Genomic DNA, 13,058 nt, shown 5'->3' on the forward strand with positions numbered 1-13,058 from the left:
CGTGCAGCAGGATCCGGATCTCATCGCAAGAAGCGCCGAGGAACTCGTCGGCGACCTCAACCCGCAGCAAGCCGAGGCGGTGCAGTACCGGGGGCCCGCACTGCTGATCGGCGCCGGCGCAGGATCCGGCAAGACACGCGTGCTCACCCGGCGCATCGCGTGGATCCTCACGCAATTCGGAGCATGGCCGAGCCAGATCCTCGCCATCACCTTCACCAACAAGGCGGCCGCTGAAATGCGCGAACGCCTCGAAGGTCTGATCGGACCGGTCGCCCAGCGCATGTGGGTGTCGACGTTCCATTCCGCATGCGTGCGCATCCTCAGGCGTGACGGCCAGTCGATAGGGCTGGCGTCGGGCTTCTCCATCTATGACACCGCCGACTGCGAGCGCCTCGTCAAGCTGGTCGGCGCCGATCTCAACATCGACCTCAAGCGCTACACGCCGCGCGCGATCCTCTCGCGCATCTCCGACTACAAGAACTCACTGATCGGCTGGCAGGAGCAGCTCAAGCGCTACGCGCCCGACTACCGGCCCGGCCAGCGCGGTTATCAGATCGGCAATTTCGGCGACATCGAGGTGCTGTATTCCGTCATCTACGCCGAATACCAGCATCGTCTGGCCATGGCGAACGCCGTCGACTTCGACGATCTGATCGGCCGGACGGTCGAACTGCTGCGCACCCAACCGCAGGTGGCCGACTATTACCGTCATAAGTTCCGTTATATCCTCGTCGACGAATACCAGGACACGAACCATGCCCAATACGAGCTGATCCGCGAGCTGGCGGGCGTGGACGCGGCCGGGCAGGTCGTGCCGGACGCCCCCTCGGCGGGGCGGGCCGGCCCGGCATGGATCACCGTCGTCGGTGACTCCGACCAGTCGATCTATGCGTTCCGCGGCGCGGACATCCGCAACATCCAGGATTTCGAGCAGGATTTCCCCAACGCGAAGACCATCATGCTCGAACAGAACTACCGTTCCACGCAGACCATCCTCGACGCGGCCAACGCGGTCATCGCCAACAACCAGGGTCGCAAGCCCAAGAAGCTGTGGACCGCATTGGGCAGCGGGGACCCGATCGTCGGCTATGCCGCGGACAACGCCGAGCAGGAGGCCGCGTGGATAGCGGGGGAGATCGCTCGCGTCCGCGCCGAGGAGGGCACGCCGTATTCGGACATGGCCATCATGTACCGTGCCAACGCGCAGTCGCGTGCGCTTGAAGGCGCGCTCGTGCATGCCGGACTGCCGTATCAGCTGGTCGGCGGCACGCGGTTCTATGAGCGGCGGGAGGTCAAGGACGCCATCGCGTATCTGCAGGCCATCGTCAATCCGGCCGACAACGTCAACATGCGGCGCATCCTCAACGTGCCCAAGCGCGGTCTCGGACCTCGTGCCGAATCGATCATCGTTTCATATGCCGATGCTCATGCGACCACGTTCTGGGACGGCATTGACCATCTTGACCAGATCGACGGCGTGCCCACCCGTACCGGCAAGCAGCTCGCCGCATTCAGGGATCTGATGCGCTCCCTGAGCGCGTTCGCGGCCGAACATGACGGCAAGCCGTCCGAAGTGGTGGGGGAGGTGCTCTCGCAGTCCGGTCTGCTCGAAGAACTGCAGCGGTCCGAGGATCCACAGGATGCCTCCCGCGTGGAGAACCTGTCCCAGTTGCAGTCCGTCGCCGCCGAATTCGAGCAGAACACGCCGGACGCCACACTCGCGGGATTCCTGGAGACCACGGCGCTGGTGGCGGACTCCGACCAGCTGCCCTCCGAGGGCGAGGACTCCGGCAAGGTCACGTTGATGACTCTGCACACCGCCAAGGGCCTGGAATACCCCGTCGTGTTCCTCACCGGCATGGAGCAGGGCACGTTCCCGCACTCGCGGGCGATGGAGGACGCCGACGAGCTTTCTGAGGAGCGTCGTCTGGCATATGTCGGCATCACGCGTGCCAAGCGTCGTTTGTACGTCACCCGTGCCGCCGTGCGCGCGCAGTGGGGGCAGGCCAACGAGATGATGCCCAGCCAGTTCCTCGATGAGATCCCCGACCGGCTCATCGACTGGAAACGGCGCGAAACCGGCATGGAGGGCATGCGCTCCGGCTGGTCACGCCGCGGCTTCGACGACGAGTTCGGCGGATGGGACGATGACGACTTCGGCGGCACCACATACGGCGGGTCGTCCTCGTACGGTGGTTCCTCGTCATACGGTTCTCGTGGACGTTCCTCGTACGGTGGTTCCTCGTCGTTCGGCTCCGGTTCGCGCGGCGGATCGGGCTCGTCATATGGCGGGGCCAGGGGATTCGGCTCATCTTCGCGCCACGGCGGCTCCGGCCGTCAGGGCTCCGGACAGCAGTACGGGTCGGGCAGCCGGTTCGGCTCATCCACGGGATTGTCGCGTGGCGGCAAGGTCACGACGCGCCGCACCGCTCCCAAGTCATCTCTCTCGTCGGCCAAACCGGCCTCGTCGCTCAGCAAGGACAATAACCTCAACATCGCCGACTTCCATGCCGGTGACAAGGTCACGCATGACCAGTACGGGCTGGGCACCGTCGTCGACACGCAGGACAAGGGCCGTAACTCCGTAATCACGGTTGATTTCGGCTCGTCGGGCGTCAAGCGGCTGATGCTGCGCGTGGCGCCGCTGGAGAAGCTCTGAGGTAACCACCCACCGGCGGCTTCGCGCCACCTCCCGCCAGCGGGAGGATGGTGGTGGGACCGTACCGGCGGATGACCGGCGCATATATGAAAAGCGTTGAAAAGTCAAGGCTTGTGTTTCCCGGAAACGGTTGACATAATCGTCGATGTCCATCTTCAACCGAGAGGAGACAACAATGTTCCGTAGACTATTCGCATCGCTGCCGGCCATCGTGTTCGGCGTGCTTATCGCCGTCGCCCCGCAGGCATTCGCTCATGTGTGCGAGGTCAAGGATAATATGCCCATGGCGTGCCATTACACCGCGCAAGCGGAGCTTGGCATCGGCGTGGTCATCGCCCTGCTTGGTATCATCGCTTTGTTCTGCAGCCCGAAGATACGTACAGGTCTCAATATCGCCGTCGCTTTGAACGCACTGCTGTCGCTGGCCGTGCCGACGGTGCTGATCGGCGTGTGCAAGGGCGCCATGATGCATTGCCATATGGTCACCAGGCCGACGCTCATCGTGATCGGCATTCTGGCACTGCTGTTCGCCGTCGTCGCCATCTACCTTGACTCCAAGCCCGTCAAGCGATGATCACACGAATCACTCTCAAACGACTGCCGCTGGAGAACCTGAAGCGCAAGCCGTTTCGCACGGCTGCGCTCGTCATCGTCGTCATGATGCTGACGCTCGCGTTCTTCGGCGGCTCGCTGCTGTCCATGAACCTGCGCAACGGATTGCGCAGCATGCAGGAACGCATGGGAGCCGACCTCATGGTGGTGCCGCAGGATACCGGCGCCAAAGCCGAGGCCCTGCTCACCAACGGCGGATCCAACACGTTCTATTTCACCAACGACATCGAGAACCTGGTCTCCAAGGCTGATGGCATCTCCCGAGTCACGGCCCAGACGTACATATCATCGCTCGCGGCCGCATGCTGCGACGAGAAGGTGCAGATCATAGGCTTCAACCCCGCGACCGACTTCGTCATCACCCCCTGGATCACATCGCAGTTCGACGGGACGCTGAAAGACGGAGAAGTCGTAGCCGGCTCGAACATCAGCGTATCCGGCAACAACACGATCAAGCTGTACGGGCATGAGTTCCCGGTCGCCGCCCAGCTCGGCTCGACCGGCACCAGCCTGGACAATTCGGTGTTCGTCAATATGTCCACCATCCCCTCGATCGTCTCGTACTCGTCGTCGGTGGGACACACGGCCATCCCCGCCGAATACGCCGACAAGGCGGTCTCCGCGATCCTCATCAAGGTCAAGGACGGGTATGACGCCAAGCAGGTCTCGCTCAACATCACCAAGGAATCCGGTCTCGAAGGGCTCGGATTCGTGTATCCGGGCGGCGTGACAGCCACCACCAAGACCAACCTCGACGCGCTGGTCGGGTACGTCACGCTGTTCGTCGCAGTGTTCTGGATCATGGGCCTCATCGTGCTGCTGGCAGTGTTCGCATCCGCGATGAACGAGCGGAAGAAGGAATTCGCGGCCTACCGCATCATGGGCGCCACGCGCGGCACACTGATTGCGCTCATCGTCAAGGAATCGGCGCTGATCGGACTGGTCGGTGGCGTCATCGGCATCGCGGGCGCGTCTCTGGCGGTGTTCCCGTTCAACACGCTGATCAGCAGGCAGCTGCAGCTGCCATACCTGCAGACCGACGCGCTCAAGGTCGTCGCGCTCGTCGCCATAAGCCTCGTGTTCGCCGTCGCGACCGGACTGCTGGCGTCAATCGTCACCGCGGTCAAGCTGTCCGCGCCCGAAACCTATCTCACGTTGCGCGAGGGGGAGTGATTCATCATGGCGATGCTTGAAATCAATGATCTGACCCGTGAATTCACCCGGCGCAGCGCGCGTTTCGCCGCCGTCGACCACGTGAGCTTCTCCATGGACCAGGGCGAACTGGTCGCCATCATCGGACGTTCCGGCAACGGCAAAAGCACGCTGCTCAATCTGATCGCTGGCCTGCTCAAGCCGACGTCCGGCACCGTCGAGATCGACGGCCGAAACGTCTCCAAGCTGTCGGACAAGGAGCTCTCGCAGCTGCGCAACGCGACGCTCGGGTTCGTCACGCAGGGACAGACGCTGCTCGGCAACCTCACCGTGCTCGACAACGTCATTCTTCCGGCCGTGCTGTTTGGCCCGGCGAAGAAAACGGTGGTGCCGGATGATGTTGCGGCGCCCGGCGAAGCCGATGCCGCCGGCGCGGCCGATTCCGCACGTGAGCAGGACGATGCCGACATGCCCGACGTCATCGACGATGATCTCACGGCGGAGCACGAGCCCGACGCCCTGGAGCGACGGGCGACGATGCTGCTGGATCGACTCGGCGTGGCTGACCTGTCCGACAGCTATCCCAAGGAGCTGTCGGGTGGCGAGATGCGCCGCGTCTCCATCGCCCGGGCGCTCATGAACGGGCCGAAGCTGCTGATCCTCGACGAGCCGACCGGTGATCTCGACGCGACGAGCACCACGATGGTCATGCGTCTGCTGCGCAACGTCGCCGATGAGACGGCGGCGGTGCTTATCGTGACCCATGACGGCGACACGTTGCCATACGCCGACCGCGTGTATGCCATGGACGCGGGGCGGCTCACCCCGGCCGGCGGAGCCTGACACGCAGGGTCGTCCATAGGGTATGCGATTATAAACGATTGTGTCTGCCATAAGGCGGATGCTATCTGGAGTCTTAGCCCATCAGTGGGTCGGCGGCGGTTTTCCGCCGTTCGTGCACGTCACGACGAAGCACTGGGGAGGCCGACTCAGCGCGGGGACAGCCTCGCGTTCCGTTCAGATAACGACAGAATAAAGGAACAAGAATGACCAACGTTCAGCGTTCTCGCCGTCAGGTGCGCCTTTCCCGCGCCCTCGGCATCGCACTGACCCCCAAGGCTCAGCGCATCTTCGAAAAGCGCCCGTACGCTCCCGGTGAGCACGGCCGCACCCGTCGTCGCACCGAATCCGATTACGCGGTTCGTCTGCGCGAGAAGCAGCGCCTGCGCGCCCAGTACGGCGTCTCCGAGAAGCAGCTTCGCTCCGCTTACGAGAAGGCGACCCGCACCGCCGGCCAGACCGGTAACGCGATGCTCACCGATCTCGAAGTCCGTCTTGACAACCTCGTGCTGCGTGCCGGCATCGCCCGTACCACTGCTCAGGCCCGTCAGTTCGTGGTGCACCGTCACATCCTCGTCGACGGCAACATCGTGGATCGTCCGTCCTACCGTGTCAAGCCCGGCCAGACCATCCAGGTGAGGGCCAAGAGCCAGACCATGGTTCCGTTCCAGATCGCCGCCGAAGGCGTGCACCGCGATGTGCTGCCGCCCGTCCCCGGCTACCTCGACGTGAACCTGGCTTCCCTGAAGGCCACCCTGACCCGCAAGCCTGAAGTCGAGGAGATCCCGGTTCAGGTCAACATCCAGTACGTCGTCGAGTTCTACGCTCGCTGATCTGGATCCACCACCTGTAATTTACAGCGTAAGGACATACATACACACGAACGCCCCGTGGCATTGCGCCCGGGGCGTTCGTGTATTCCGGTCCTGTTCTCACGGGTTCGACCGGCCATCGGCCGCGTTCATCGTCACTGGCCGCACACCGCCTGCCGCAGCATCGTCGCATACGCATAAGCGCCGGTCATGTTGGGATGGATGCCGTCGTCGTACAGGTATTCGCCGTGGCCCTCGCTGTACTTGTACCAGTCGATGATGCCCACATTGCCGTTGTGGCTGGCTGCGGCACGCATCATCGAGTTGTTGTTCTTCTCCTGGTTCGGATAGGGCATACGGATCGTCACGAAATACACCGGCTTGCCGCCCGCAAGGTCGATCAGCTGCTGGACCACCTGTTCGTTGCGGATGATGCCGTTCGTTCCGAGCCCGTAAATGATGACGCTGCCGCTGTGCCCGGCAGTGGTCGCCTGTTGGAACACGCTGACGGCCTGAGGCATCTGACGGTTCGGCTTGCCATTGATGTATCCGTTCGGAAACGCCGCCTGGATCGCATCCTTCGTGCCGGAGGTGACGGAATCGCCGATCATCATGATGTCGGCGTTGCAGCTTCCTGTATTGGGGTCATAGTGGTATTTCGAAGCATCCAGGTTGTCGGGCACCTTCTCCGCAATGGGCGCGACAGATGGAGACGCCGGCTTTGCGCTGTCTCCGTTCCGCTCGGAGCCGTCGTCATTCGTCTGATTCGTCGTGGCATTGTTACTCGTCGTACCGTCGTCCGAGGGCTTTTCGATGCTCTTCGGCTTGGGCAGGGCGAGAGGCTTCGCCGGCTCGGCGAGTTCGGGCCGGAGTTGGATCATGCGGTCGTGGGCGATCTGCTCCCAATTCACCGGCGCCCAGGTGAGCGCGGCCACGGTGACGATGCCGAGAGCCGCCATCACCCATGACCCCGGCCTCAGCCGTCCGCTCGGCTCCACCGATGCCCTCGCATGCCTGCTGCGCGGCGTCGGCTCGTACATGCGAGTGGCCTCGACCAGCTGGTAGAACGCCTCCGTCGCCGTCCATATCACGGCCGCCTCAATCAGCCATCCCCACCACGGCAGTGCTTCGGTGCGGGTGGCGGGATTCATGAACTGCAGCAGCGGGTAATGCATGAGATACAGCGAATACGAGCGTGACCCTAGGTAACGCAGCGGAGCGCAGCCGAGCACACGCGGCAGGCTCACTCCTCTGATGGCGCCGGCGAGGGCCAAGGCGCCCAATATGGCGGCGACAAGGTACCCGCCGTGATACATCGTGTCGTCATAGCCGTTCATGAACCAGAAACCGGCGCATAGGGCCAGCAACGACAGCCAGCCGAACACGTCCAGGATGATAGCGGACGCGCCGCGACCGTCGTCTGTCTGTTTGCGATCGTCAGCGGTCCGGTCGGCACGCTGCATCAGCATCGCCAGCATCGCCCCCATCGCCAGCTCCGCGAGCCTCGTATCCGTACCGTAATACACGCGCGACGTGTCGTCGGGATCGAACAGCAGCCACATCGCCGCGCTCGACGCAAGCACGATTATCACCATCACGACGGTCCGAGCCCATTTGGCGCGAACGAGACGGCCGATCGCCATGATCAGCAGCGGCCATACGAGATAGAACTGCATGACCAGCGCAAGGAACCACAGGTGCGTCAGAGGGGAGGGGAGTCCGGCCGCCGCGAAATAGGGAAGTTTGCGGAAGATGTTCACCCAGTTGCTGGCGAACAGCGCGCCTGGAAGCGCGTCGGCGCGCACCTTGTTGAGAAGGCTCGGGGCGAACAGCCATGCGAACGGAGCGGTCAGGGCGATTGTGGCCAGTGTTGCCGGCCACAGCCTCTTGATCCGGCGCCCCAGATACCTTCCATACTGGAACGTGCCATGGCTGTCCACTGCGCGAATCACCGAACGAGTCGCTAGGAAGCCGGTGATCACGAAGAACATGGTGACACCGATGAAACCACCCTCAAGCAGCGATGGGCGGGTGTGGAATGCGACCACGCCGAGTATCGCCACGGCACGCAGGCCGTCGATGCCGTCGAAACGGATTTGCCGCTGGCTGTCAGGCAGCCCCTTCTGTTCTTGCTCTCTCATGTGGCCTAGTCTACTTCACCGCGGGTTTCATGGCTATAGTTGTGACCTGAACCCGCGTTCGCGTTCATTGGTGTTCTTGCGCTTGTGTTTACCTGTGTTCATATGTGTTCATCCGGCGAAAGTCCCGTTTGCGCGTCGCCGGATGGGACTTTCGCGGGAAAGGCGTGGGGATGATTCCCCGCCGACCGCATCCGGCTATCGCCTGTACCACACCATGCGATTTTTGAGGGTTTTGGGGCTGGTGTGGCCAAGGGCGATTCCGGGCCCATTCACCGGTCATTGGAAAATGGCGGTTTCCGCGACCCGTGCTTTGCCACACCACGTGATGTGAAGGCTCACATCGCATGGTGTGGCTCTCTGCTGTGCCACACCATGCGATTTTGGGGTGTTTTTCGCCTGGTGTGGCACACGGGATGGGAGCGAATCAGCCGGACGGATGGGTAGGGACTGAGTGCGGGCTGTTCCATTGAGCTAAGAACCACCCCCAGTCATGCCGCGCATGCCAGCCCCCCGCCAGCGGGGGCGTTAGCAGACTGGAGGGGTCTGTGGCGATGGGCGCGGCGGGTTTTGTGGCATGCGGGAAGCATGGAATAATCGTCGGTATGATTCTCCATCTGCATCTTGTCCGCCACGGACAGACCACGTTCAACAGGTATAACCGACTTCAGGGATGGTGCAATGCGCCGCTGACCGAAGCGGGGTTGGCGGACGCCGACAAGGCGGCGGAAAAACTCAAGTACGTGCGGTTTGCTGCCGCGTACTGCTCCGATACGTCGCGTGCGCAGATCACCGCGAAGCGCATCCTCGACGTGAACGAGGAGGTCGGCAACGCCCGGCCGGTGCTCGTGTCGGACATGCATTTCCGCGAGCAGTGCTACGGCTATTTCGAAGGTCAGGACATGTCGCTCGCCTGGACGGCCGCGGGAGGGCCCCACGGCGCGAAGGACTACAACGACATCGTCGCCAAGTACGGCCTCGCCGCGACCCGCGACTTCCTCAAGGAGGCCGACCCGTTCCACGACGCGGAATCCGACGCCGAATACTGGGCCCGCGTGCACGGGGCGTTTTCCCTGATCGCGTCCAACCCGGATCTCAAGGACGGCGACGACGTGCTGCAGATATCCCATGGCAATACGCTGCTCAGCCTCATGCACCGCTTCGCGCCGGAAGGGTATGACCTGAGCGAGAGGCCGGCCAACGGGTCGGTTACGTGCCTTGATTTCGATACGACCAAGCCGTTCGAAGTGGCTCTCACCGTCGTGTCATACAATCAGTGAGACGCGCGACCGGGCCGGCCGACCCGCATGCCGCCGGCAGCGTCGGTCTCGGGTGACGGCTAGTGTGTTGCGGGTATTGTGTGCACGGGCGTATGCCTGTGGGACGGAAAAGAGGTACACATGGGTGTTGGCCAGATCGCCGGCCTTATCGCGGCAATAGCGTTCGCCGTGCTTGCGGGCTTCATGATCTATCCGTTGATTCGCCTCGGCAAGCTGTTCGACCAGATTGCGGACACCGTGCGTGAGTCGGGGGAGCACGCCATCCCGGCCCTCGATGAGGGCGTCACCACCGTCAAGCAGGTCAACAAATCGCTTGAGGATGTCAACAGGATCTCCGCGGCCGCGTCGTCCACTGCCAACAACGTAGGCGCCCTGACCGATCTTTACGGTTCGTTCCTCGGCAAGCCCGTCATCAAGATCGCGTCGTTCTTCTATGCGCTGAAATCCACCGCGCAGTCGTTCGTCGCCAAGAAGAGCACCGGCCGTGACTCCGTCGAAGGCTCCGGACAGCAGGAAAGCAAGGCTCAGTGATGTTCAAACGATTGTTCTGGATCGGTGTCGGCGTGACCGTCGGCGCCCTAGCCGTCATCAAAGCCCAGGCCTACGTCAAGGCCAACACCCCTGACGCCGCACGAGCGTTCGTGTTCGGTCCGGATCAGGACCATGTGGGCATGAGGACGCTGGAAGGCCTGGTCAACGAGTTCAACGCCACCCGCCGAGCCCGCGAGGCTGAGCTCAACCAACATTACATCGACCGCGCCGCGCGGTAGCGAATCCGGGGCATGCCCCCACTTTCACACGCATAACAGCTGTTTAAATTTTTATCTATCATTTTGCATGCGGGCCAGCACGGCCCCAACCCACAAGGGAGCTCACCAACTCATGCGCACTTCAGAAATCGCGAAGCGCTATCTGGATTACTTCTCCAAGCACGACCATCTGGTCATGCCTTCGGCGTCACTGATCTCGCCGAACCCGACCACGCTGTTCACCATCGCCGGCATGGTGCCGTTCATCCCGTACCTGCTCGGCGAGCAGACCCCTCCCCACAAGCGCATGGCCTCCAACCAAAAGTGCGTGCGCACGCTCGACATCGACGAGGTCGGCAAGACCACCCGTCACGGCACCTTCTTCCAGATGCTCGGCAACTTCTCCTTCGGCGACTACTTCAAGGAGGAGGCGATCCACTACGCCTGGGAGCTGCTGACCACGCCGCAGTCCGAAGGTGGTTACGGCTTCGATCCCGAGAAGCTGTGGGTCACCACGTACACCGATGATGAGGAAGCCCGCTCGATCTGGAAGAACGAGGGCTTCGACCCCGAGCACATGCAGATCTTCGGCATGGAAGACAACTTCTGGACCACCGGCGGCCCCGGCCCCGGCGGCCCCTGCTCCGAGATCTACGTGGACCGCGGACCCGAATACGGCAAGGACGGCGGCCCCGCGGCCGACGAGACCCGTTTCATCGAGATCTGGGATCTCGTGTTCGAGAACTACGAGGTCGACAACGTCAAGTCCAAGACCGACCTGCACATCGTCGGCGAGCTCAACCAGAAGAACATCGATACCGGCGCCGGTCTGGAGCGTCTGGCCTACCTGATGCAGGGCAAGCAGAACATCTACGAGACCGACGAGGTCTACCCGGTCATCGAGGCGGCTGAGCAGCTTTCCGGCCGCAAGTACGGCGAGGACGCGGCCGCGGACGTCAAGTTCCGCGTCGTGGCCGACCACGTGCGTTCCGCGCTGATGATCATGTCCGACGGCGTGCGCCCGTCCAACGTCGGCCGCGGCTACGTGCTGCGCCGACTGCTGCGTCGCACCATCCAGGCCATGCGCGTGCTGGGCGTCACCGAGCCGGTGATCCCGCACCTGCTTCCCGTCTCCAAGGACGCGATGGTCGCCAGCTACCCGGAGCTCGAAAAGACGTTCCATGACGTCTCCGAATCCGCCTACGGCGAGGAGGACGCGTTCCGCCGCACGCTCGACAACGGCATCGAAATCCTCGACGTCGCCGTCAACAAGGCGAAGAAGACCTCCGACCCGGTCGTCTCCGGCGACGACGCGTTCACGCTGCACGACACCTACGGCTTCCCGATCGAGCTGACGCTGGAGATGGCGGCCGACCAGGGCGTCAAGGTCGACGAGGCCAAGTTCCGCGAGCTGATGAGCGAGCAGAAGTCCCGCGCCCGTGCCGATGCGCTGAAGAAGCGCCACAACGTTGACCTGAGCGTGTACGACGACTTCAAGAAGACGCTCGTGCAGCCCATCGACTTCCTCGGCTACACCGACATGTCCGCTCGCGGCCGCGTCCTCGGCATCATGCAGGAGGGCAAGGGTTCGGTTCCGGCCGTCAGCGCCCCCGCGAACGTCGAGGTCATCCTCGACCGTACGCCGTTCTACGCCGAGGCCGGCGGCCAGCTCGCCGATCAGGGCGAGATCCTGTCCGACGATGGCGCGGTGCTCGAAGTCGACGACGTGCAGAAGCCGATCAAGGATCTCATCGTCCACCAGTGCCGTCTGACCGAAGGCACGCTGGTCGTCGGCACCGAGGTGAGCGCGAGCATCGATCTCGCCCGCCGCGGCGCCATCGCCCGCTCGCACACCGCCACGCACATGGTCCACAAGGCCCTGCGCGAGGAGCTCGGCCCCCAGGCTACGCAGCGTGGATCCGAGGACGCGCCGAACCGCCTGCGCTTCGACTTCCAGTGGTCGTCGGCACCGAGCAAGGACGTGATGAACACCGTCGAGGCGCGAGTCAACGACCGTCTGCGTGACAACCTGATCGTCACCACCACCGAAATGAAGTTCGACGACGCGATCGCGCTCGGCGCGATGCACCTGTTCGGTGAGAAGTACGGCGACATCGTGCGCGTGGTCTCCATCGGCGAGGACGGCTGGAGCCGCGAGCTGTGTGGCGGCACCCACGTCGACCACGTCGGCAAGATCGGCTCGATCAACATCATGTCCGAAGCCTCGATCGGCTCCGGCGTGCGCCGTGTGGATGCCGTCGTCGGCCAGGGCGCCTACGAGTTCAACGCCCGCGAGCACGCCCTGGTCTCCCAGCTGTCCGACAAGCTCAACGCACGTCCGGACGAGCTGGCGGAGCGCGTCAACACGCTGCTGGCCAAGCTCAAGGAATCCGACCGCCGTCTGGCCGCCATGTACGAAGGCCAGCTGGCCGCGTCCGTGCCCCAGCTCGTCGCGGCCGCGAAGACGTCCGCGGCGCGTGTCAAGGTCGCTGCGAAGAACGTCGGCCACTTCGGCTCGTTCGACGCGCTGCGCAAGACCGTGATGGACGTCCGCGCCCAGCTCGGCGAGGACGCGTCGGTCGTCGTAGCGCTTGCCGGCGTCTCCGAGGACGACAAGCCGATGGTCGCCGTGGCCACGAACGAGGCCGCCCGCAAGAACGGCATCAAGGCCGGCGACCTGGTTCGCGGGGCATCCAAGATGCTCGGCGGCGGTGGCGGCGGCAAGCCGGACTTCGCCCAGGGCGGCGGCTCCGACGCGAGCTGCATCGACGAGGCGCTGAAGGCACTTGAGGCCGAGGCGCTGAAGGGCTGAACCA

10 protein-coding genes are annotated in these 13,058 nt (G+C 63.5%); 9 read left to right on the plus strand and 1 reads right to left on the minus strand.

Annotated elements, in window-relative coordinates; all coding sequences use genetic code 11:
- Position 1 precedes the first annotated feature (1 nt).
- From MMB49_RS04230 to rpsD, 5 genes are all read left to right on the plus strand, one after another.
- Positions 2-2,659: an ATP-dependent helicase gene (locus MMB49_RS04230; protein WP_047272084.1), complete on the plus strand. Its 2,658-nt coding sequence runs from the start codon at positions 2-4 to the stop codon at positions 2,657-2,659.
- A gap of 175 nt (positions 2,660-2,834) precedes the next feature.
- Positions 2,835-3,233, plus strand: a complete 399-nt coding sequence (locus MMB49_RS04235; RefSeq protein WP_003816922.1) for a DUF4418 family protein — start codon at positions 2,835-2,837, stop codon at positions 3,231-3,233.
- Positions 3,230-4,444 (plus strand): ABC transporter permease, encoded by a 1,215-nt coding sequence (locus MMB49_RS04240; RefSeq protein ID WP_003816923.1) that lies wholly within the window; start codon positions 3,230-3,232, stop codon positions 4,442-4,444. The genes MMB49_RS04235 and MMB49_RS04240 overlap by 4 nt, the downstream gene beginning before the upstream one ends.
- Before the next feature lie 12 nt (positions 4,445-4,456).
- The gene (locus MMB49_RS04245) at positions 4,457-5,266 is read left to right on the plus strand and encodes an ABC transporter ATP-binding protein (RefSeq protein ID WP_409194282.1); all 810 of its coding nucleotides are present in this window, start codon (positions 4,457-4,459) and stop codon (positions 5,264-5,266) included.
- Between the two features lie 203 nt (positions 5,267-5,469).
- Entirely contained in the window at positions 5,470-6,096 is a 627-nt protein-coding gene (gene rpsD, locus MMB49_RS04250) for a 30S ribosomal protein S4 (protein ID WP_003812853.1), read from the plus strand.
- Positions 6,097-6,230: 134 nt separating this feature from the next.
- Here rpsD and MMB49_RS04255 read toward each other — a convergent pair whose 3' ends face one another.
- A complete protein-coding gene (locus MMB49_RS04255; protein ID WP_047272088.1) occupies positions 6,231-8,216 on the minus strand; it encodes an acyltransferase family protein in 1,986 nt (661 codons plus the stop codon).
- Positions 8,217-8,818: 602 nt separating this feature from the next.
- On the opposite strand from MMB49_RS04255, the gene MMB49_RS04260 reads away from it, so the two are divergent.
- From MMB49_RS04260 to alaS, 4 genes are all read left to right on the plus strand, one after another.
- Positions 8,819-9,493, plus strand: coding sequence for a histidine phosphatase family protein (locus MMB49_RS04260; protein ID WP_003816928.1), 675 nt, complete (start codon positions 8,819-8,821; stop codon positions 9,491-9,493).
- A 120-nt stretch (positions 9,494-9,613) separates the two neighbouring features.
- Complete coding sequence (locus MMB49_RS04265; protein ID WP_003812859.1) at positions 9,614-10,024, plus strand: DUF948 domain-containing protein; 411 nt, start codon at positions 9,614-9,616, stop codon at positions 10,022-10,024.
- Positions 10,024-10,263: a hypothetical protein gene (locus MMB49_RS04270; protein WP_003812861.1), complete on the plus strand. Its 240-nt coding sequence runs from the start codon at positions 10,024-10,026 to the stop codon at positions 10,261-10,263. The genes MMB49_RS04265 and MMB49_RS04270 overlap by 1 nt, the downstream gene beginning before the upstream one ends.
- Before the next feature lie 112 nt (positions 10,264-10,375).
- On the plus strand, positions 10,376-13,054 hold the full coding sequence (gene alaS, locus MMB49_RS04275) for an alanine--tRNA ligase (RefSeq protein ID WP_013363404.1): 2,679 nt from the start codon (positions 10,376-10,378) through the stop codon (positions 13,052-13,054).
- The last annotated feature ends 4 nt before the right edge of the window (positions 13,055-13,058 follow it).

Origin of the sequence: Bifidobacterium sp. SKU (genome assembly GCF_026016405.1) — a bacterium.
Lineage (GTDB): Bacteria > Actinomycetota > Actinomycetes > Actinomycetales > Bifidobacteriaceae > Bifidobacterium > Bifidobacterium bifidum.

What these genes read in the sequence shown, in the direction of transcription:
- MMB49_RS04260 (WP_003816928.1), top strand. Translation starts at nt 8,819, where the DNA reads ATGATTCTCCATCTGCATCTTGTCCGCCACGGACAGACCACGTTCAAC.
- MMB49_RS04265 (WP_003812859.1), top strand. Translation starts at nt 9,614, where the DNA reads ATGGGTGTTGGCCAGATCGCCGGCCTTATCGCGGCAATAGCGTTCGCC.
- MMB49_RS04240 (WP_003816923.1), top strand. Translation starts at nt 3,230, where the DNA reads ATGATCACACGAATCACTCTCAAACGACTGCCGCTGGAGAACCTGAAG.
- MMB49_RS04235 (WP_003816922.1), top strand. Translation starts at nt 2,835, where the DNA reads ATGTTCCGTAGACTATTCGCATCGCTGCCGGCCATCGTGTTCGGCGTG.
- MMB49_RS04245 (WP_409194282.1), top strand. Translation starts at nt 4,457, where the DNA reads ATGCTTGAAATCAATGATCTGACCCGTGAATTCACCCGGCGCAGCGCG.
- MMB49_RS04255 (WP_047272088.1), bottom strand. Translation starts at nt 8,216, where the DNA reads ATGAGAGAGCAAGAACAGAAGGGGCTGCCTGACAGCCAGCGGCAAATC.
- alaS (WP_013363404.1), top strand. Translation starts at nt 10,376, where the DNA reads ATGCGCACTTCAGAAATCGCGAAGCGCTATCTGGATTACTTCTCCAAG.
- MMB49_RS04270 (WP_003812861.1), top strand. Translation starts at nt 10,024, where the DNA reads ATGTTCAAACGATTGTTCTGGATCGGTGTCGGCGTGACCGTCGGCGCC.
- rpsD (WP_003812853.1), top strand. Translation starts at nt 5,470, where the DNA reads ATGACCAACGTTCAGCGTTCTCGCCGTCAGGTGCGCCTTTCCCGCGCC.